Annotated in this window: 15 protein-coding genes and 1 pseudogene; 11 read left to right on the forward strand and 5 right to left on the reverse strand. The window is 71.2% G+C overall.

From position 1 onward, the window contains the following. Positions 1-586 precede the first annotated feature (586 nt). Positions 587-1,006, reverse strand: coding sequence for a hypothetical protein (locus ACZ6KF_RS32005; RefSeq protein WP_356635900.1), 420 nt, complete (start codon positions 1,004-1,006; stop codon positions 587-589). 575 nt (positions 1,007-1,581) lie between these two features. Between ACZ6KF_RS32005 and ACZ6KF_RS32010 the strand changes: the two genes are divergently transcribed. Beyond that, positions 1,582-1,707 (forward strand): hypothetical protein, encoded by a 126-nt coding sequence (locus ACZ6KF_RS32010; RefSeq protein ID WP_469179390.1) that lies wholly within the window; start codon positions 1,582-1,584, stop codon positions 1,705-1,707. A gap of 117 nt (positions 1,708-1,824) precedes the next feature. Here the strand turns inward: ACZ6KF_RS32010 and ACZ6KF_RS32015 are convergent, their stop codons facing one another. Further along, positions 1,825-4,089: a helix-turn-helix domain-containing protein gene (locus ACZ6KF_RS32015; RefSeq protein ID WP_469179392.1), complete on the reverse strand. Its 2,265-nt coding sequence runs from the start codon at positions 4,087-4,089 to the stop codon at positions 1,825-1,827. A 118-nt stretch (positions 4,090-4,207) separates the two neighbouring features. On the opposite strand from ACZ6KF_RS32015, the gene ACZ6KF_RS32020 reads away from it, so the two are divergent. Together ACZ6KF_RS32020 and ACZ6KF_RS32025 are read left to right on the forward strand one after the other, a co-directional pair. After that, positions 4,208-4,405, forward strand: a complete 198-nt coding sequence (locus tag ACZ6KF_RS32020) for a hypothetical protein (protein WP_469160665.1) — start codon at positions 4,208-4,210, stop codon at positions 4,403-4,405. Positions 4,406-4,722: 317 nt separating this feature from the next. Continuing rightward, positions 4,723-5,241, forward strand: coding sequence for a pyridoxamine 5'-phosphate oxidase family protein (locus ACZ6KF_RS32025; RefSeq protein ID WP_469160666.1), 519 nt, complete (start codon positions 4,723-4,725; stop codon positions 5,239-5,241). Here the strand turns inward: ACZ6KF_RS32025 and ACZ6KF_RS32030 are convergent. Next, positions 5,228-5,428 (reverse strand): hypothetical protein, encoded by a 201-nt coding sequence (locus ACZ6KF_RS32030; protein WP_469160667.1) that lies wholly within the window; start codon positions 5,426-5,428, stop codon positions 5,228-5,230. The genes ACZ6KF_RS32025 and ACZ6KF_RS32030 overlap by 14 nt on opposite strands. Positions 5,429-6,053: 625 nt before the next feature. Here ACZ6KF_RS32030 and ACZ6KF_RS32035 point away from each other — a divergent pair. The 5 genes from ACZ6KF_RS32035 (at position 6,054) to ACZ6KF_RS32055 (ending at position 12,552) form a co-directional block, all read left to right on the forward strand. Continuing rightward, positions 6,054-6,497, forward strand: coding sequence for a DUF4259 domain-containing protein (locus ACZ6KF_RS32035; protein WP_469160668.1), 444 nt, complete (start codon positions 6,054-6,056; stop codon positions 6,495-6,497). Between the two features lie 1,044 nt (positions 6,498-7,541). Beyond that, complete coding sequence (locus ACZ6KF_RS32040; protein WP_469241616.1) at positions 7,542-8,510, forward strand: hypothetical protein; 969 nt, start codon at positions 7,542-7,544, stop codon at positions 8,508-8,510. A 523-nt stretch (positions 8,511-9,033) separates the two neighbouring features. Further along, entirely contained in the window at positions 9,034-9,399 is a 366-nt protein-coding gene (locus ACZ6KF_RS32045) for a hypothetical protein (RefSeq protein ID WP_469160670.1), read from the forward strand. A gap of 449 nt (positions 9,400-9,848) precedes the next feature. Then, positions 9,849-10,730 carry a hypothetical protein gene (locus ACZ6KF_RS32050; protein WP_469179398.1) on the forward strand — a complete coding sequence of 294 codons (882 nt, stop codon included), beginning with the start codon at positions 9,849-9,851 and terminating at the stop codon, positions 10,728-10,730. A gap of 1,189 nt (positions 10,731-11,919) precedes the next feature. After that, on the forward strand, positions 11,920-12,552 hold the full coding sequence (locus tag ACZ6KF_RS32055; RefSeq protein WP_469160672.1) for a hypothetical protein: 633 nt from the start codon (positions 11,920-11,922) through the stop codon (positions 12,550-12,552). Positions 12,553-13,243: 691 nt separating this feature from the next. Here ACZ6KF_RS32055 and ACZ6KF_RS32060 read toward each other — a convergent pair. Then, positions 13,244-13,345: pseudogene (locus tag ACZ6KF_RS32060) on the reverse strand (hypothetical protein); the annotation flags it as partial. Here ACZ6KF_RS32060 and ACZ6KF_RS32065 point away from each other — a divergent pair. Continuing rightward, complete coding sequence (locus tag ACZ6KF_RS32065) at positions 13,304-13,702, forward strand: hypothetical protein (RefSeq protein WP_469179400.1); 399 nt, start codon at positions 13,304-13,306, stop codon at positions 13,700-13,702. The pseudogene ACZ6KF_RS32060 and the gene ACZ6KF_RS32065 overlap by 42 nt on opposite strands. Positions 13,703-14,270: 568 nt before the next feature. On the opposite strand, the gene ACZ6KF_RS32070 is transcribed toward ACZ6KF_RS32065, so the two are convergent. Further along, positions 14,271-17,183, reverse strand: coding sequence for a hypothetical protein (locus ACZ6KF_RS32070; RefSeq protein ID WP_469241618.1), 2,913 nt, complete (start codon positions 17,181-17,183; stop codon positions 14,271-14,273). Positions 17,184-17,989: 806 nt separating this feature from the next. On the opposite strand from ACZ6KF_RS32070, the gene ACZ6KF_RS32075 reads away from it, so the two are divergent. Together ACZ6KF_RS32075 and ACZ6KF_RS32080 are read left to right on the forward strand one after the other, a co-directional pair. Next, complete coding sequence (locus ACZ6KF_RS32075) at positions 17,990-18,382, forward strand: hypothetical protein (protein ID WP_469179404.1); 393 nt, start codon at positions 17,990-17,992, stop codon at positions 18,380-18,382. Between the two features lie 42 nt (positions 18,383-18,424). Beyond that, complete coding sequence (locus ACZ6KF_RS32080) at positions 18,425-19,624, forward strand: GNAT family N-acetyltransferase (protein ID WP_469241620.1); 1,200 nt, start codon at positions 18,425-18,427, stop codon at positions 19,622-19,624. The last annotated feature ends 54 nt before the right edge of the window (positions 19,625-19,678 follow it).

Here is a 19,678-nt window from a genome sequence, read left to right on the forward strand (position 1 = left end):
CTCAACTGAACCCTCCCCGTGCCCGGCCGAGGCCTGCGCAGCCAATGCGCTCCGGGTTCTGCGCACCGGCTGCGCAACGGCCGGCTGCGCACCGAAGGACCGCCCGCTGCGCAGTGCGCACCAGGTTCGGCTGCGTGCTGCGCAGCGGGTGCGCCGTAGTGCGCAGCCGGGCGTCCGCGGCGTCTGGTGCGGCTGCTGTCCGGGGTTCCGGGTGCCGGTGTGTGCGGCTGCGTGACGGGTCTGCGCATTGTGGCGCTGACCTGCATGGTCAGGGCCCATGGTAGGGGTCGGGCGGGCTGTGCTCGGGGTGGCTGCGCACTCCGATGCGCAAGGGCCGGGCGGCCGGGCTGTGCAGTGCGCAGGCGGCTGTCGCAGGTGCGCATCGGGCCGGTGTGTGCGCAGTGGGCTGGCCTGCAGGGTCAAGGCCGCTCTGTGAGCGGCTCGTCCGGCACTGGGGGAGTTGATCACCTGGGCCGCGAGCACGTTCAGATCATGCGCGTCACTGCCGGGGCTCCGGCAGGTGACGCCCTCCCGCCGGGGTGACGGGCCGGCCCGCGTTGTGCAGCTCTTGCAGAACAGGGTTGGGTCAGTCGGTTCGGCCGATCCGTGCGAGGACGTCCTGAAGTCGGCGGACGGCATCCTCGGCCTCGGTGTAGTCGTCGTGGCTGGGGAGGACGGTGCCGAAGGTGCCGCCGTGGTCGGCGGGCAGGGCGCGCCAGCGCAGGACGGGTTCGAGTGTGTTGAGGGCGCCGGAGAGGAACCAAGCCAGGCGGCCGTGGGTGCGTGCGAGGGAGATCGCCAGGACGGCGAGTGTTTCCCGCAGGCGTTCGAGCCTTTTGATCGGCGGCAGGGCTTCCTGGGCGTGGGGCGGGCCGACGGCGTCACGCAGTCCGGCTTCTGTGTCGAGAGCGAGGGCGCGGTCGTCCGAGGTCACTTCCCACACATGGTCCTGGATCTGCTGTTCGGCTTCCTCGGCCAGTACTGCGGCGATCCTGCGCATGTCCATGTGAATCACCCTAATGACCGAGTCTGGCCCGGCCGGACGGGGCCTTGCCGACCTCGATGATGTGCCAAGGCCGAATCAGGCCCTGACCGGCTGTGGTCGGGGTTGGGCGGGGTCGTGGTCGGGGTGGCTGCGCACTCGGCTGCGCAAAGGCTGCGCGGCCGGGGTGTGCGGTGCGCAGGCGGCTGGCGAGGGTGCGCACCGGGCTGGTGTGTGCGCAGCGACCTGAGCTGCATGGTTGGGGTAGCTGTGGCCCGTGGTCGGGGTCCGTGGTTGGGGTTCGGCGGCCATGGTTGGGGTTAGGTGCGGGTCGTAGTCGGGGTGGGCATGCCGGGCTGATCTGTGCTGCTGCTCCGGGTGGCTGGTGCGTACTGCGCTGGTGTGTGCGCAGTGGGCTGGCCTGCATGGTTGGGGTAGGCGTCGGCCCGTGGTTGGGGCGGGTGATGTGTTGAGGGCGGTGGAGGTCGCCTGAACGGCCTACGCGTATGCACGTTGAGTGAGCGGGGTCCCCCTGTTCGGGCGAGTGTGGACGGGAGCGCTGCTGCTGCGTTGTCGTGAGCACTGCGTCGGGAGGCGTCATGGTCGTGATCGCTGTGATCCTGCCGACGCTGCTGGTGCTCATGCTGTTCGGGCTGGACGCCTGGGAAGAGTTTTTGTTCCCCCGCCCTCCAGACGGCCCCCGGCCGACCGGGCGGGACTGCTAGTCGCTACCGACGGCCGGACCTCGGCAGCGAACGCCCCCTGGTTCCAGGGCACGCACTGCTCGGGTTCGTGCACGGGCCGCCGGACCGGCGCGCCGGGTCCGGCTCGGAGGACGTCGGTCAGCGCTGCGGCGAGCACGGGTACGTCCCGCAGGACAGCGGCCGTGTCCGGTTCGGCGGCCGCCGCGCCCAGCGCGCTGATCCGCTCGTCCCCCTCGACCGCTGCGGTGCCGTCCAGGACGAACAGAAGTCTCGGCAGGGGCGGGCAGTGCGGCCGTCGTGCTTCCGCACCTGTCCTGGGCTGTGCCGGCTGCCGCGGGATGAAGGGGAGCGTGCCTGCACGGCTGTGTGGAGGCGCGCGTAGGCGGCCGGCCGCGCGCCCAGGCGCCCAGGCTCTGCGGTGGCGCGGTCGACGTCGGCGAGCGCCTGGAGCACCGGGCCGCACCCGCTCGGGCCGGTGCGGTAGTGGAGCAGCGCGTCCGGGACGATGCCCTGGCCGCCGGTGATGCCGTGGTGAGGGCCGGGGATCCAGTCCAGGGGCCGGCACGGTTCCCCGCGGCGGCGGGCGTCCTGGACGAAGGCGAGCGCGACTTCGTTCACGGCCGGCGCGTGCCCGGCACGCTGCCGGGCCGCGCCGCGGTCCGGGGCCCGCTCCTCGAGGGCCGCCCGAGCAGCCCGGGCTACTGGCCGGCGAGCCGTGCTCCGGCAGGGGTGGGGAACCGCACCCGTACCCGACCGGCCCGCCCCACCGCGATCCGGTCCACTACCCCTTCGGCCCGCAGTTGTGCGAGCCACCGCTGGGTCTGCGTGGATCCGGGTATCGGGCGTCAGGAGGAGGTGCAGTTGCTCGGTGGCTTTGTGCGCCGGCTCATTGGGACCGGGCTGCTGGCCGGCTTCCCGGGGTTGGCGCTGAGCAGGGCGGCGCCCAGGGGGGTGAGGGTGTGGAGCACTGTGTTGCGGCGGCGGGTGGTGGTGATCAGGTCGGTCGGGGTGGGTGAGGTGGGTGAGGGCGGCGTGCCAGAAGGAAGCGGGCGGGCACAGTGGTCTGCGGGTGGTGCGGCCGTGTTGTTCGAGGTAGTCGGCGAGCCGGAACATCGGCCCCGCGGTCGCCTGGGGCGGGATGTCGGCAGGTGGGGAGGGCGTGGGCGGTCGTCGTCGGGGCCGGGGGGTGGTGTTGCGCAGGGGGGCTTGTTTGCCGTGGACCAGTTCGGCGAGTTCGGCGAAGGCCTGTTCGGCCCAGTCTTCGGTGAGCTGGTCGTAGTCGGTGTCGGTGAGATAGTCGGCGGCGGCGTCGATGAGGAAGGCCTGGGGCAGGTGGAGGCCGACACCGAGGCGGCGCGCGTCCATCGCCGCCTCCAGCACAGCTCTGGCCGCAGGGGTCGCCCGTTCGTAGCGGTTGAGCAGCTCGGGGGCGCCGGCCAGGTCCTGAGTTACTCGCCCGTCGGTGCCGGCGCGGGTGAGGGCATCGGCCAGGAGCCGGTCGCCGTCCCGGGCGAGGGCTGTCGCGGTGGCCAGTGCCTGGGCGTCGAACGCTTCGGGGACGCTCAGCGTGCGGCCGGACAGGAGTTCGCGCACCCGGCTGTGCGGGTCTTCCCCTCCTGGGGAGGGCAGGGCGGTGTAGCGGGCGGCGTATTCGGGCCAGAGGGTGCCGAGTACCAGCACCGGACTTCGCTCCGGGGTGGTGAGCAGGCCATGGAGTGCGGCGGCGATGCGCTCACCGGCTTTCCGGTCGCCGAGGTAGTGCTGGGCTTCGTTCAGCCACACCACGGTTCGAGGAGCGACGCGGTGCAGGTCATCGAGAGCGGCCTCGGCGCGGGTGGGGTCGAAGGGATGCCACAGCCTCCACCCCATGCCGGCGAGCGGCTGCACAGCCTCCCAGCACGCCCGTGTCTTGCCGGTCGACGAACCGCCCACCAGGACTACCATCCGGCTGCGGCCGGCCGCAGCGTCCCGCACCGCCTCCGCCAGCGCCAAGTCATGCCCGCGCTCGACGTACCCCGGCAGCACCCGCGCCCCCGGCGCATCACTGCCGGGAGCGATGCTCCTGGGCCCGGCTGGATGGACTTCCAGAGCATGCGGCTCCCACTGCTCGATCAAACGGCCCGGCGCCGGCCGCTGTTCTCCCCCGCCTGCGTCCGCGTCCCGCCGCAAGGCCAGCAACTCCCCGACCGGCAGCTTCAACGCGCGGGCCAGAGCCTCCACCGTGTGCGCCGAGGGCACCGGCCCGCCGGCCTGGAAGGCCTCCGACACGGTCGTACGCCCCAGCCCCGACCGTTGGGCGAGTTGCGTCTTGTTGATCCGGTTGCGGGCCAGCCCGTCGCTCAGCTTCCCGCGCAGCTCCATGAGTGCCGGATTGTCGCCGTTGCCGTTTTGCTCGTACTGCACCCGCTCGCCCCCGCCAAGCCGTGTTCGCCGGTGTTCATCTTCCTCCGGCGAACCCCGGCGAACAGGGTTTCCGCGACTTTCGACCACGACACCCCATCTCGTGGACCCGGAGCCTGCCGTGACCGTCGCCGTCGCCCTCCTCACCACCGCACTCGTGATCGTCATCGCCCTGCTGACCGCCGCCGGCGCGGCCAAACTCGCGCGCTTGGACGGCGCCACCTACCCGGCCGCTCTCACCCGAGCCGCCACCGCCTTCGCCGCGGTCATCACCCTCACCGCTGCGGTGGCGGGCGCCCTCGCCGCCCTCTTCACCTGACCTCCGTCTGAACCAGCCCACCGGCCGCAGACCGACGACCCCAAGTACCGAACCACTCCTGGAGGACTCTCGTTCCAGGTCGTCGCGCCTCGCAAAGGGTGCTTCAGTCGACAACGTCCGAACCAATGAGGTCGGCGCGTACATCACGAACATGCCGTACGTGCCAGAACACCCCCCGGATACCCGTCAGGCATGCCGCCTGCAGGCCACTTGCCTCACGTGTATTGACCGAACTAACTCTCGGGGCGCGGAGCAACCTCACCGCTGCTTCATCAAGGACGACAGAGGGTGTCGGGTTTACGGCCGACGATGGACGTATGCGCGAAACCCCAGAAGAACTCGACAAGCTCCAGTCCCTCCTCGACTCCTCCCTCTCCGGCTCGACCGCACACCTCCGCTCGATCGTCGAGGGTCGCACCATCACGGCGGCGCAGCTCACCGGGGTCCTCACCGGCATGTGCACGCTCGCCCTCTCCACGGTGACCGCAAAGGGCGAACCGCGGATCAGCGGTGCCGACGGGCACTTCCTTCACGGCCGGTGGCACTTCGGCACGGCGCGCAACGCCGCCAAGGCCCGTCATCTCGCGGCCCGTCCGGCCGCCAGCGTCGCGCACATGCGCGGCGAGGACCTCGGCGTGTTCACCCACGGCACGGTGGAGGAGCTGAATCCTGAGGACGCCGAGACCACGGCCGACTGGCAGGAACTCCTCGCCTACTTGAAGGACTTCTACGACGACCACGCCTTCGACTGGAACCGCGAGGTCGTCTACTACCGGCTGAACCCGCACTGGATGACCGTCTACGCCCCCGACCTCGACAAGCTCACCGGCACGTGACGCTGGCCCCGTCGCCGAAGGCCTGCACCTGCGCGTACGTGGGTGCGGGGCCGGTCGACGGCGCGTCGCGTACCGCCAGCGCCGTGGCGACGGCCACGCCCAGCGCCCGCCGGTACAGCAGAGACCCGAGGCTGCCCCGCCCGACCGGGTCGGTGGCAGCCGGGCCGACGCGTAGTTCGGAGAACATGCCTGACACCACACCTGAGCTAACTGCCACTTTCACAAGCTCGGGCCCGGCCTGTCCGGCCGCGACTGCTACAGCACACAGGCCATCCGGGAGGCCGACGACGGGGTGTTCATCCGCCTGGCCACCCCCTCACCATCCCCCTGGCCCATCCCGGAACCCGCGAGGCCGCGCCGGAGGAGACATGCGGCGCGGGCCCCGACCGATCTCTGTCGGCCGGGGCCCGCGTGCGACCGAAGGAAGGACGGCCACATACCGGCGAACCCCGTACCGCATCCCTACGGCATCACGCTCTCCTCACGGGGATCACCGCGCGAACCACAGCGTCGTCCTCGCATGGTCGGCGGCCGCCCCTGCTGCCTGGACCGCCGGCGTCCCCGCCGTGCTCGCCGCCCTGGCCCGGCCGGAGCTCGCCGCGTCCTACCTTGCCGCCGCAGCGAACCGCCCCGGCGCCTTTCCCGCCGACCCGGCCGTGTCCGTCCTGCCGATCACCTAATAGGCCGTGTTGGAAGTGTCGGTCAACACAGGTCATGATGCGGCTTCAACCTCCTGCGCAAGCGGGTGCTGCTTGTCTCCTGAGCGCACTGTCAGTGTCCAGTGCGACGATCCCCAGACGACCGGGAGAGACATGGGCACCTGGGACATCGGCCCCTTCGACAACGACACCGCCGCCGACTTCGCCGGTGACCTGGACGAGGCAGCACTGGAAGAACGCGAAGCCATGATCCGGGGCGTGCTCAGGCGTGCCGCCGGGCCGGCGGAATTCCTGGGTGTCTACGACGGCGAACGTGCAGTGGCCGCGGCGGCCCTGGTCGTCGCCCAGCATCCTGACGGCGATCCGGCGTGTTCGAACTATGGCCCATCAGAGCCGCTACCGGAGTTGCCTGCAGACCTTCGGATGCTCGCCGTCGACGCCTTGGACCAAGTGGTTTTAGCCGGTCTGAACTCGCCGAGCTGTGGGCCGAAGCTGCGAACTGGTCGAAGTGGCGCCAGGACATCACCCGCCTCCGCGGCGTACTTGACCCTGCGATCCCGCCACAAGGGGAAGCCCTGTTCGACATTTGATTGGTGACCCACAGTCACGGAAAGCAGGCGGTGGCCTCTCCGATCAACCGGTACGCCCGCTGAGGATCTCGCTCGGTAGGCTCTCGCAGGGCCGCCATCAAGGACTCGGCCGCGGACGCATCGTGTACGGGGTGGGACAAGAGGTGGTCACGTCTGTCCGAACGGTCAGACGCTGGGCAGGAAACGGCCCGCCCCGGCGGTACCCCCCGGGCTGTCCGGGGCGGGCGGCCGCCGCCTCCCGCCTCCCTCTGCCAGGCTGCTTGGCGCGGGCCCCTTTCCACGGGCTCGTCCCGTCTCACGGGATGCCCCTGGGGATGGTTGCTTGCCCTCTCCCGTGTGACGGAGCCGGTTCGGCGGCTTAGCGAGCGTGCTGAGCTGGCGCGGGCACGCTGTGGTCAGCCGCCGTCCGTCGGCCGGGGCGTCCTACCGCCGAGGAGGAAATACCCGCGATGAGCGAGCAGACCGCCCCTCTGGCCGATGATCTGAGTAGCTGGCTGACCGAGGCGGGTCCGGATGCATACGCGCTGATCCGCGTGGTTGCGGGGACCGATCCGGTCGACTGGCCGGCGGAACGGGCCCCCGGCGTAGGGCTGACGGGCGTCACTCGCGCCGGGATCACGCCCGCAAGTGTGGCCGTGGAAGAGGTCTGTCGCGGCCGGGGGGAGGCCCTGCGCCGCTGGCTGCACCTCGACGATGGGCGGCACCAGGTGGCCATCGTCGGCGCGGACGACCTTGACCCCGGCCTGCTGCGCGAATACACCCCCGGTGAGCTGGCTGCGAGCGTGTGGCCGGATCTGCCCGCTGGCCGGACACAGTTCTCCCGCCTGCTCAGCAGCTGGCTGCATCGGCGCAGCGCGGAGACACCGAAGGAGTTGGAGCTGGAGCTGGGCTGGGTCACCGCGTCTGCCGCCTGGGCCCGTCACATGCGGGCGTTCACCCCCGTCCCGCCTCCGCCGGTGCTGTCTCAAAGCCTGGCGAGCGGGGGTGAGGTCGCGAGGCCGGCCATATCGACGAGGCCACCGAGGAGCTCGTCGTCAGCACCGGGCGGCGGGTGGCCGAACTCCTGGACCGGCTGGAGGATACTCACCGGCCCCGTGGTGAATTGGCCGAGGACTGGCGCGCGCTTGATGCCTTGGCCCGGGACATGCCGGAGCTCAAGGAGAGCGCCGACTGGCTGCTCGACCAGCTTTCTCTTCGAGACGCGCACGCGCAGCAGTTGCGGGCTGTCCTCGAGCCGGACATCACCGACCATCTGCGTGACCGGCGTGCCGACGCGAACCTGCCGGGAATCGGTGCGCCCGTGCTGGACGAGGCGCGCACCGCGCATCTGGTCCAGGCCCGCGAGACGGTGCGGGCCTACACTGCCGCCGCATACTCGGGACGGGAGGAGGAGGCACAGCAACTTCTGGACGCCTTCCCGATCCCGGCCCGGACCCTGGAGATCAGCGGCCCGGCCGCCGCCTGGCGCCGGATCTCGGCCACCGCGCGGGACGCCGTCGCCGCCCTGGAAGCGCAGCGTGGGGTGTCCCCGGCTGACGACGGTGCCGGCCCGGAGCTGGTGCACGCCGCGACCTCCTACCTGGCTGCGCGTGAGGGCCAGTTGCATCTCCTGCACGACGCGCTCGGGCGCCTCGCCCATCCCGTCCCGGTGCCCGGCAACCTGCCCGACGGACTCGCCGAGGTCGCAACTGTGCGTACTGAGCGCCGCGTCATCGAGGCCTTCGGCAGCATCGACCGCGCTCGCCAGGTACTCAACGGACAGATCAGCTACCTGCTCCAGCAGCCGGTTCCCGCCCACCGGCGTACCACCACCGGCGCCGAAGCCGACCTGCTGAACACGGTGCGAGACGCACTGGAGCAGGCCTCCGCTCCCGCCACGGCGCTCGATGGCGAGTACATTCGCACCCGCCTGCAGCAGGCCATGGCCCGCCCCGCCGCCCCGGTGAGGCCCACCGCCCACGACGAGGCCCACACCCAGGCCCTGACCGTCGGTTCCGCCCACCCCGCAATGAACCGGTGACCGGGGTGCTTCCGCAAGGGTGAGATCAGGCTGCCGGGGACGCCCAGGACCCGGCGTGCCTCGAGGTGCAGGGTGCGGGCCAGCTGGTTTGAGGTGCCGGTGTCGGCCGCCGGATCGGATGGCAGGTCCTTGATGGACGGGCTTGTATCGGGCGGGTTCGGGGTGGGGCGGGGGCTCACGTCATCGGCTCCATACGGATGGGGTAGGCAGCAGGTGCCACCCCATCTACGCGCGCCCGCAGGTCTCTTGGGCCGCCTGGGCGGTGAGAACGCCGCCGGGCGGGAGAAGTGCGGCGCACAACCATGTTCCACGCCCCGCTCGGCGGACCGCGAGCTTGCGCCGCGCGGGCTGTGGCCTGGCGGTCCCGCCTGCGGGGAGAGCCGGGCAAGTCGCGGACGCGCCACGCGGGAGCGAGGCAACCGGGCCCGCCGGCACCGCCGTTCCTTGCCGAGGATCGGAACCGTCCGGACCTCGACCGTGCCGCTCGGCCCGGTTTCCCCCTCCACACCCAAGGAGCACTCGCGTGATTGCTAACCAGCGCGTCAGGCACGCTTTCCTGGCCTGCACCATGGGCCTCACCGTCGCGGTCGGCGGCATCGCCACCGCCTCGACGGCACAGGCCGCCGACACCGGCCGCACGAAGATCTCCTGCAGCGCGGTCAAGATCCGCAAGGCGCCGTCCAAGACGGCCACGGTGGTCGGCATCGGCTACCGCAAGGACAAGGTCGCCTACGACCAGTGGGTCTACAAGAAGGCCGAGAAGCGGTGGTACACCCGCGGAACGGTCACGCGGAGGAGCGACGGCAAGAAGATCCGCGGCTACATGGCCTACGAGTGCGCCAACCCCTACGGCACCAACCCCGCACCCACGCCGCCCATCCCGAAGTAGCTCTTCGACGGCGTGTTCCCCCGTGCGGCACCAGGCGGGTGCACTGGCCGGCCACCCTTCCACGCCCGGCGGCCGGCCCGCGCACCTGCCATGCCCCTGCTTCCCGCCGGGCCGGACTGCTGGCGTCGAAGGGACCGCAGCTGTGGGGCGGGTTGGCGACCATCCGGTCGGCCACGCGCACCTGCCCTTCGTCGACGTCGAAGCCGATCGGACCACCGGCGAACCCGCACTGAACTGTCGCCATCTTGAAGTCGCAGGTAAAAGGGCTGGTGGGACCGGCTCGCGGGGTGCTCGCGCTGGTCATGGTCGGCGGGCTGCTGCGTAGATCATCTGTCAGCTGGAGTTTTGATCTCCGTGGCATTGGCACGGCTGGTCGGTGGTGGGTTTGCTGGGGATGCGATCATGGTCGAGTCGTGTTCATTCGCCCGTGAGGTGGTCTTTTGAGGAAGGTGGCGCTGCGTTCCCACGCACTGTTGCCTCGGCAGTACGACCACCAGAAGGTCCTGGCGACCACAGTGGACGCCTGGGGCCGGGCTCTCTGGTTGATCTGCCCCGATGCGGAACTCCAACCAAGTTCGTTTGGCAGGGCCTACCCCCAGCCACGCAGCCGGCCCTACGACGCGCTCCTCGTCATCCATAGCGGCGGCACGGTCCGGGAACAGCTCCTGCGTGGTGTGAGCTTGCGGGTGACCCGGTTGGATGCGTTGCCCAATGGCCGGTTGGTCCTGGAAGGCTCCGGTGACGCGAGGGAGCACAATGCTCAGATCTACGGGCCTGACGGCCGACGCCGCCGAAGCTTCGCCATGGGGCGTGCGGTCGAGTACCTGATGGCGGACCGGCGGCACCATGTATGGAGTGCCTACTTCGACGAAGGCGTGTACATCGACCCGATCAGCGCCGCCGGCCTGGTGCGCTGGGACAGCGGCGGCAACCAGCAGTGGGGGTACACGCCTCCGGAGGGCATCGAGTACATCGATACGGTCTATGCCTTCAATGTTGACGACGGTGTCGCGTGGGCCAGCTACTACCCGACTTTCCCGCTGCTCGAGGCCCGGACCGACGGTCAGATCCGGCTACGGAGGACTCCCGTGGTCGCTCCTGCGGGCATGGCTGTGCACGAAAAGCAGATCGTCATGCTCGGCGGCAACCGGCAACCAGACCGCCTGCATCGTTGCCGCATGACAGAGCATGAGGTTCTACTGATAGAGGAAGCCTGCCTCACCCTGCCCAACGGTGCACCGCTCAAGCGGTACGCACGCCCTATCGGACGAGGCCGGCACTTGTACCTGCGTGGCGCATCGCTCAGGCAGTGGTACGTGATGGGTATCTAGGCTGTTCCAAGTGCTCTTGGGTTTTGAAGACGGGGTCCGCCGTGTCCAAGACCTGAGCGCAGGCACGTGAGGGCGGCCAGGCTCCAGCAGACGGGCGGCCTGCCAGCGGCGACCAGGCAGTGAGAACCGATTCACGAACACCGCGGCGGCACCCCACCAGGGGGTGGCGCCGCCAGCCGTTGCGGGCCCGACGGCCGCCCCTTGCGAGGCAGCGTGGACGAGCACCGCCTTCGGGCTGCTGTGGCCGCCCGACCGTGCCTGGGGCGGAGGGCCGGTACGGCTGCCTGCCGCCTTCACCGCCCCGGCTGAGGCCCGTGAGGCGGACCGGCGAGAGGGAATGCCGCACCAGATGCTGGGACGTGACGCCCGGTGCCGACCGCTGCCGGGGAAGCGGCGTTGAGCAGGGCTCCGCGCCCTGTTGGGCTTGGTCACCAGCGGCCCACCCCCGTGCCGCTGCCACCGCCCGCACGGCGCGCGCCCCTGACAAGCCCGCCGTGCGGGCCCCCCGCGAGACCCCCCGACTTCCCCCCTTGCAGAGGCAGGCAGGCGATGGCCCACGCGCAGGTCCGCGACACCCCCTGCACCGCCCCGGCTGCAGACCTCGCACCACAGGCGCCCGCACGTCACGTCCTGGCTGGCCCCGCGACGGCACCGCGCACCCCGCCGACCTTCCGCGGGGTGCTGCGTCACCGGTACTGCCGCCGCCTGCTGATCGCCTCGGTGACCGGGCGTCTGCCGCTGGGCATGGTGCCCGTCGCCCTGATCCTGGCGGCGCAGGCGGACGGTCATTCCCTGGCGACGGCCAGTGTGCTGGCCGCGCTCTACGGCATCGCACCGGCGCTCGGGCTGCCGCTGCTGGGGCGGCTGGCCGACCTGCGCGGCCTGCTCCTGCCCTGTTACCTGGGAGCCGCCCTGGTCGCCACCGCGCTGGGCACCCTGGCCCTGGCGGGCACCTCCCACCTGGTCCTCACCGCCGCGTGCGTCGCCCTGGCCGGAGCCGGATGCCCGCCGCTGGAGGGCGGGCTCAGATCGCTGTACCCCACTCCCCGACGCCGCGCTCGTCCGCACCGCCTACACCCTGGACTCCTCCACCCAGCAGATCGTCTACGTCACCGGTCCCGCCCTGGCCATCGCAACGGCCACCTGGCTTTCTCCGGCTGCGGCCCTCGCCCTGGCGGCCGCCGTCACAGTGGCCGGCTCCGTCGCCTTCGCCACCACCCGCCCCGCCCGCACCTGGCGCGCCGCGCAACGCCACCGGGACCGGCTCGGCGTGCTGCGCCCGCCCGCCATGCGGCCCCTGCTGATCTCCCTGGTCTTCCTCGGCGCCACGGTCGGCGCCCTCGACGTCGCCGCCATCGCCGTGGCCGACCGACAGGACGCGTCGTGGCTGGCGGGCGCGCTGCCCGCGGTGTTCTCCGCGGCGGGGCTGCTCGGCGGTGTCCTGTTCGCCCGCTTCCAGCCCGCAACCGCCCCGAAGCCGCGTCATCTGATGCTGCTCGGGGCGGCGTTCACCGCCGGATGGCTTCCCCTGCTCGCCCCGCTCCCGGCCCCTGCGGTCCTCGCTCTGGCGATGCTGCCGGGCGCCTTGTTCGTCCCCCTGCTGACCGTGGCCAGCCTGATCATCACCCTGCTCGCCCCGCCGGGCACGACGACCGAGTCGGCCGGCTGGATGTCCAGCGCGATCCGCCTCGGCCTGGCCGGCGGCACCGCCCTGGCCGGCCCGCTCGGCGGCCACTTCGCCGTCCCGCTGATGGCCGCCGCCCTGTGCGCGCTGCTGCTCTCGGCCCGCAGCGTGCCCGCGTCCGCCCCGGCTGCAGTGTGAGGCGGACTGACATGGAGCACCGCTCCCGCCTCCCGCCGCAACGGCATCCGCGACCGCCGTAGCGGGGCCTGGCGCACCACGACGGCACCCCGGGCACGGGCCTTTGCGCGCCTGCAGGCTGCCTGGCACGACCGCCCAGAGCGAGGGAGACTGCTGTGCCTGCTTCGTCCGTGCTCCGCCGCACCGTTCCCGCCGCCGCGACCGCCACGCTCACCGTCGGCGCGGCGGGCTCGTCCGCCCTCGCCGCCGCCCGACGGCCGCGTCCGCCCGCGCCGCCGCCGCAAACTTGCCCCACCTGGATCGTCATGAGGAACGGGGTCGACTTCAGTGCCGGGCCGTCCACCGCGTACCGGTCGATCGGCTGCCTCTCAGCGGGACTACGGCACGAAGGCCGCCGGCAAGGGCTCGTGGGTCAGGCTCCGGCTGAGCGAGCGGCCCAAGTCCGGCCCCATCAGGTGCGCTGCGGCCTTGGCCCACGGCCCGGTGCCCGGGCACCGGGCCGTCGCGGCTTCCCGGGTTCCCGGGTGGGACGCAGCGGTCGCTAGACCTCCGCCGGAACCTTTTCGGCCGCCGTCTTGGGAGCCTGCTCGCCCTCGCCCCCTGCGGGCTCGTCCGCAGCGGGCAGCTCACCCGTGTCGGCGTACGCGGTGTACATCGGAGCTCCCTGCCGATTCGCCTTCTCGATGACGTCCTTATCGGCGAGCCTGTTCAGGACGTTGCGCACCGTCTGGATGGACGTCGACCGGCTGGGATGCTCCTTCGCGAGCTTGTCGGCGACCTCACGGGCCAGCAGCGGCTCCCCGGGCGTCTTGAGGAGCAGGGCCAGGATGAGCTCGCGCAGCGGCGGCCCCGACTTCTCCTCGGCCGCGGTCTTCTCCGCCGGCGCCTTCTGGTGGGGGCCTTGGGTGCCGGAGATGGCTCAGCCGCAGCCTTCTTCGCGGCGGTCTTCTTCGCCGTCGTCTTCTTGGCCGCAGCAGCCTTCTTGGCGGGCTTCCTGGTCGTTGCCGCCTTCGCCGGCTGGTCCTGGCGCGGCTGCGGAACGGTCTGGGGCAATCCGGTGACGGCCCCGGCGGGGGCGGCGGGCTCAGGCTGTTCGGCCTGGGCCGCCGAGGGGGCCTCGGCTTCCTCGGCCGCTGCGGCGGCGGGTTGAGCCTCGGGAACGCGCGGTGCGGCCGCCCCGGGCAGACTCCCCAGCGCCTGGGTCAACCAGGCCTCCTCCACGCCGAGTTGCTCGAGGCGCTCCTGCAGACCGGTGATCTGGGCGGTGATCTCGCCCTGCTCCTTGCGGTTGGCCTCAAGGTCATCGGCGTAGTGTTGTGCGTACTTGTTCTGGATGGGGGTCTTCTCGGGCACGTCGGCCACGACAGCACGCTCCTTGTACCTGGGTGTTGCTGCCGGATGTGCCGGATGTTACTCACCGCAAGGGAGCGGCAGTGGCTCTCCCGCGCGATCTCCACCCTTGCGGGCGTGGTGGAGACCGCACTCACGTCCCGGTCTCCACGAGCACCGGCCAGGTGTCGGGTGCCCAGCCATGTCACCTGCCAGTCGCGCGCAGGTCTCGTCAGCCAGTCGCGGAGGTGTTTATCTCGGTGTCTGCCAGACATGAGGCATGTGAGGTATACATCAACGCACCAACATGCCTCACAGCTATTCGAGGGGTGTTCAGGCAAGGTGGTGATGTCAGGGATCAGACGGTCTGGTATGTCGCCCTGGTTGGGTCACTCTAGGTCGTCCCATGCCCACGAAGGAGCGGCACTCCCATCGGGCTCCTGCCCGAACCGGAACCAGTTCCGGTGATCGCTGCCTTTGATGAACTGAGCAAAGTGTCCCGCTGCGGCAGCCCGTGCTGCGAGGGCGGCAGTTTGCTCACCCGCCCCGACCTCCCGCAGGCTGTGCAGCAGGTGCGCCACCGCGTGCGGGTCGTCGAGGGTGATGTGCGCGGCGGGGTCGCGGGCCAGCAGGGCGGCAGCCTGCTCGTCTGCCCCGACCTCCCGCAGGCCGTCCAACAGGCTTACCACCCCGCGCGGGTCGTCGAGGGTGATGTGCGCGGCTGCTCGCGTGGCCAGGGCGGCAGCCTGCTCGTCCGCCCCGGCCTTCCGCAGACTGTAGAGCAGGAAGCTCACCGCGTGGGGGGCGTCGAGGGTGATGTGCGCGGCGGGGTCGCGGGCCAGCAGGGCGGCAACCTGCTCACCCGCCCCGACCTCCCGCAGGCCGTCCAACAGGCTTACCACCGCGCGCGGGTCGTCGAGGGTGATGTGCGCGGTTGCTCGCGTGGCCAGGGCGGCAGCCTGCTCGTCCGCCCCGGCCTTCCGCAGGCTGTGCAGCAGGTGCGCCACCGCGTGCGGATCGTCGAGGGTGATGTGCGCGGCGGGGTCGCGGGCCAGCAGGGCGGCAACCTGCTCACCCGCCCCCACCTCCCGCAGGCTGTGCAGCAGGATGCTCACCGCGTGCGGGTCGTCGAGGGTGACGTGCGCGGTTGCTCGCGTGGCCAGGGCGGCAGCCTGCTCGTCCGCCCCGACCTTCCGCAGGCTGTGCAGCAGGTGCGTCAACGCACGCGGGTCGTCGAGGGTGACGTGCGCGGTTGCTCGCGTGGCCAGGGCGGCAGCCTGCTCACCCGCCCCCACCTCCCGCAGGCTGTCCAACAGGAAGCCCACCGCGCGCGGGTCGTCGAGGGTGACGTGCGCGGTTGCTCGCGTGGCCAGGGCGGCAGCCTGCTCGTCCGCCCCGACCTCCCGCAGACTGTAGAGCAGGAAGCTCACCGCGCGCGGGTCGTCGAGGGTGATGTGCGCGGCGGGGTCGCGGGCCAGCAGGGCGGCAGCCTGCTCGTCCGCCCCGACCTCCCGGAGGCTGTGCAGCAGGATGCTCACCGCGTGCGGGTCGTCGAGGGTGATGTGCGCGGCTGCTCGCGTGGCCAGGGCGGCAGTTTGCTCACCCGCCCCGACCTTCCGCAGTCTGTAGAGCAGGAAGCTCACCGCGCGCGGGTCGTCGAGGGTGATGTGCGCGGCGGGGTCGCGGGCCAGCAGGGCGGCAACCTGCTCACCCGCCCCGACCTCCCGCAGTCTGTAGAGCAGCAAGCCCACCGCGCGCGGGTCGTCAAGGACGGTGTGAGTGGCGGCCCACTGGGTGGGGCGGGGGTCAGTGGGGTGCAGGACGTGGAAGTGGTTGATGAGGGCGTCCGCGGCGCGGGGGTTGCCGTGGGTGGTGGCGTGTTTGTGGAGTTGGGCGGCATCCCGGTACAGGCCCCGGTCCCAAGCGGCTTTGCCGAGTGCGAACAGTTCGGCGGGGTGGGCGTGGGTGGCGGCCGCGGTCCAGAAGTCGATCGGGGGGATTTGGTCGGCGCGGTGGCGACGGCCGTACTGGTCGAGGTAGTCGGCCAGCTGGTAGCGCGGTCCCTGCGCCTCGCGGGCGGGCGGCCCGGCAGCGCGGCCGGCAGCGGAAGCTGGGCGCTGATTGCGCTGATTGCGCTGGTTGCGGAGGGTAGTCGTCTTGACGGCTGTGAGGATACCGAGGATGCCGTTGCAGTCCTGGGTGACGTAGTCGAGGGTTTGGGCCAGCCAGTCGTCACCGGTGGTGTTCCATTTGTCCCATTCGCTATCGGTGAGGTAGCCGGGTGCGGCGTCGGTCAGCCAGGCCAGGGGGATATGAGGGCCAGCGCCGAGACGCCGGGCGTCCATGGCGGCGTGGATGAGAGCCCGGGTTATTCCCTGGGCTGTGCGGTAGCGGGCCATCAGGACGGGTACGCCAGCCAGATATTGGGTGATCTGGTGGTCCTGAGCCTGTTTGGCGGCTTCGGCGAGGCGGGGATCATCGCCACGGGTGCCAGCGAGTGCGGTAAGGTCGGCGGGGGCGAAAGCATCCGGCACGTCAATCCTGTGACCGACCAGCAGATCGCGTGCCTGGGGGTGTCGATCGGGATCGGTGCGTGCGGTCAGCCTGTGCCAGTGCTTCGGCCACAAGGTAGCAAGCACCAGGATCGGGCCCCGGGTCGCATCGCGCAGCAAGATCCGCAGCCCGGCTGCGACCTGCTCGCCCAGAGGGTCGGGACTCAGGTAATCCTGGGCCTCGTTCAGCCACACCACGGTGCGCGGGGCGACATCGGCCAGCTCGGACACCACGGCATCCGGGCGGGTCGGGTAGATCGGATGCCACAACCGCCATCCGTCGGGGAGCTTGCCTACGGCTTCCCATAACGCCCGGGTCTTGCCCGTGGAGGAATCACCGACCAGAACCGCGATGCCGCTGTGCCCGGTTGCTGCCGCCTCCACCACCGCGCTCAACTGCGTATCGAACTCTCGCTCCACATACGCAGGCAGTGCGCCGAGCCGGTGACTGGCGGCACCGGGGTCGATAGCCGGATGGACTCCAAGGTCCTCAAGGACAAGCCGGTCGTCGAATTCGCTGATCGGCCGCCCCACGCCCGTGGCCATCCGGGCCTTGACCCACAGGTCGCGCACCCGCCCAGTCACATCCTGCACATCCCAGCGGGCCAGGCGGGCCAACACCGAGCCGACAGAAGCTGCGTCGGCCTGGCTGGGTGGCAGGGACGGGCCGCTGATGATGCGGCGGATGGTGTCCCGGCTCGGTGATCCCGGCAGGCTGTCGTCGACGACGCCACTTGCGATCTCATCCAAGCTCGGTGCCCCTGCCTCCAGGTACACCTCGTACAGTAGATCCTTCAGCTCCCGCAGAGGCCGGGGCCATCCGACCCGGGCCCGCTCCAGCACTCGCGGCCGCGTAACTCCTTGCGGGCCGCCCCCCGTGTCGCGACTCATCGCAGCATCATCCCCCACCCATGCGTCCGGCGCAGGCTGAACACGGCCGAGATCGGACCGGGTTGGCGTCTTGTCGCAACTGGTAGTCGATCTTCCAACAGGGCCCAAGGTGGGCAGCGAGCCGGCCGGCTGCCCACTTGCTGACCACGACAGTGGAGGTCCTATGTCCCGCACGCCCCTGACACGCCGCGAGCGCCTGGCCTTGGCCAGTGCAGCGCTCAGCGGTGCTATCTCCGGAACCGTCCGGGCCTTCACCACCTGGCTTCTGGAGCGGCTCACCGCTTAGCCCGCCCCGAACCCAAAAAGGGAACACTGTGCCGGGGCCATACAGGCGGTCCCGTGCGACGTGCGAACGGGGCACGGGACCGCCGAGCCCCGCTGTCCTGTCAGAGCCGGGCAGGCAAACTATATGAAAAGGGATGATCGGGTGCACGTATCTTGCGCGGGCCGCGCCGGACCGCCGGCGTTCCGCGCCCCGGAACACGGTCAGCGGTCGTGTCCCGTCCCCTGACCGCCGCAGCCCCGCCCAACCACGCGCGCCGTCTGCGGCGAGCATGCTCGTTGATCTCGGCCGGGCTGCTACTGCAACACTGTTCGTCCCAGGCGGCCCGCCGAGGGCTCCCGTCCCAGCGGCACGGGCCGCCCGTCTTCTCGAGGAGCAAGTGGTGAGCGCAGAAACGCCGTCGGGTCCGGCCTTCACCCAGGTACGGCTGACCGGGCCGCCCGCGGCCGTCGACGCACTGGTGGCACTCCTCAGCGGCAGCGCCGAGGTCATCTCCGACTTTCCGTCGACTCCCGCCACCGACGGCGACATCGAGCGCGTGGTGGACCTGGTCACCCACCCCGACCCCCGGCCCGTTCCGGCCGAGGGAGGCGTGTCGGTCACGGTGCAGAGCACGCTCGTGGCCGACGGCGGAGCCTTCAACGGCCTGCCCGAAGAGGCGGCGGCCCAGGAAGTGGAACACGCCGTGACCAAGGCGCTGCAGGCCCTGCCGCACGTCAGGGAGGCCAGCAGCCGCGTGGTCTCGGCGTGGGGCCTGCCTGCACCGAGGCAGTGAACGGCCGTGGCGGGGGCAGAGGCACAGCTGGACGAGGCAGGTGTGTCTCTGTGGCTGGCGGACTGGAAGGTCGACGGCGGCGGAGCCTGGTCGGGACGTCGCATCATGGCCCAGGTGGGCGGCGCCTACGCCGGACACCTCGACGTCTACGTCCACCCCGACGGCCAGGCCGTCGAGGTCGCGGGACTGGAAGTCTCGCCCGAGCACCAACGGCGGGGCCTGGCCTCGGTGATGATGGACGCGCTGTACGCGGCCTACCCCACCGCGTGGATCAACCACGGCGGCAGGGGGCCCGCGGGGACACGGTGGTGGGACCGCTACAACGAGCCCGCGCCGGAACGCAACGTCCACAACCGCCCGCCGGCGGAGTGGGCCCATTACTTCGATCCGCTTGTCGTGGCCTCCCAGAAAGCCCGCAATGCGTACCGCAACCGCTACGACGGCGTGGACGGACACCGCGAAGCCGTCTACCGGTACGGCGAACCGATGGAGGCGGAAGCCCGGCAGTACGCCCACCTCTTCCACGAGCCCGAGCCCCAAGGGCCGAACCTGCAAGCCGATGAACTGTACGGCGGGATAAGACTGTTCCTGCCGCCCGGGCTGCACCGCGTCGTGCACGACAGCAGCCGTGACGCCGCCGAGCGGGCCGGGCTCGTACTCGACCACCTCGGGCACGGCAACCTGCCGCACCACTCCGCATGGAACGCCACCGAGCGCGGCGCGTTCGAGGACCTCGCCCACGAGCAGGTCTTCGGCACCCAGACCCGGCAGCCGGTCACGCACCTGACCTTCCGTGTCCTGCCGCTGACAGACCAGCAGATGCCGCCGCACGAGGTAAAGGCGACGTGGGTGCGCTTCCTCGACTCACCCGGGATCGAGGTGGAGCTGGCGGGGATGGCCTGGCGGTCCCCCCAGCGGCCGTGGCTCACGCACACCGCCGCCTTCGACCCGCCCCTGGATGCCGCCATCGCCCCGAAGTACCCAGCAGACGCCAGCCCTCAGTACCGGGCCCGGTACAGCGAGATCGGCGACCTGCTCCCCGGGCAGATGCCGAGCCGCGGCGAAAACGCCTCGCCGTATGCGGGGCGCGAGGCGGAGATCCGGGCCTGGGCGGACAGACTCCACCAGGGCATCGCCCAGCGGGCCACCGACAGGCGGGACCCTGCTTCCGGGCAGTCGGCGCCCGCCGATCACCAGGTCCACCAGCAGCATCCCCCGCAGCAGATACCACGCAACCGGTAAAGCGCCCGACGCCCGGGCGGTCAGCGGGGCCGCCGCGCCGAGCAGGCCACCCGA

The organism is Streptomyces sp. NPDC046379 (genome assembly GCF_055587785.1).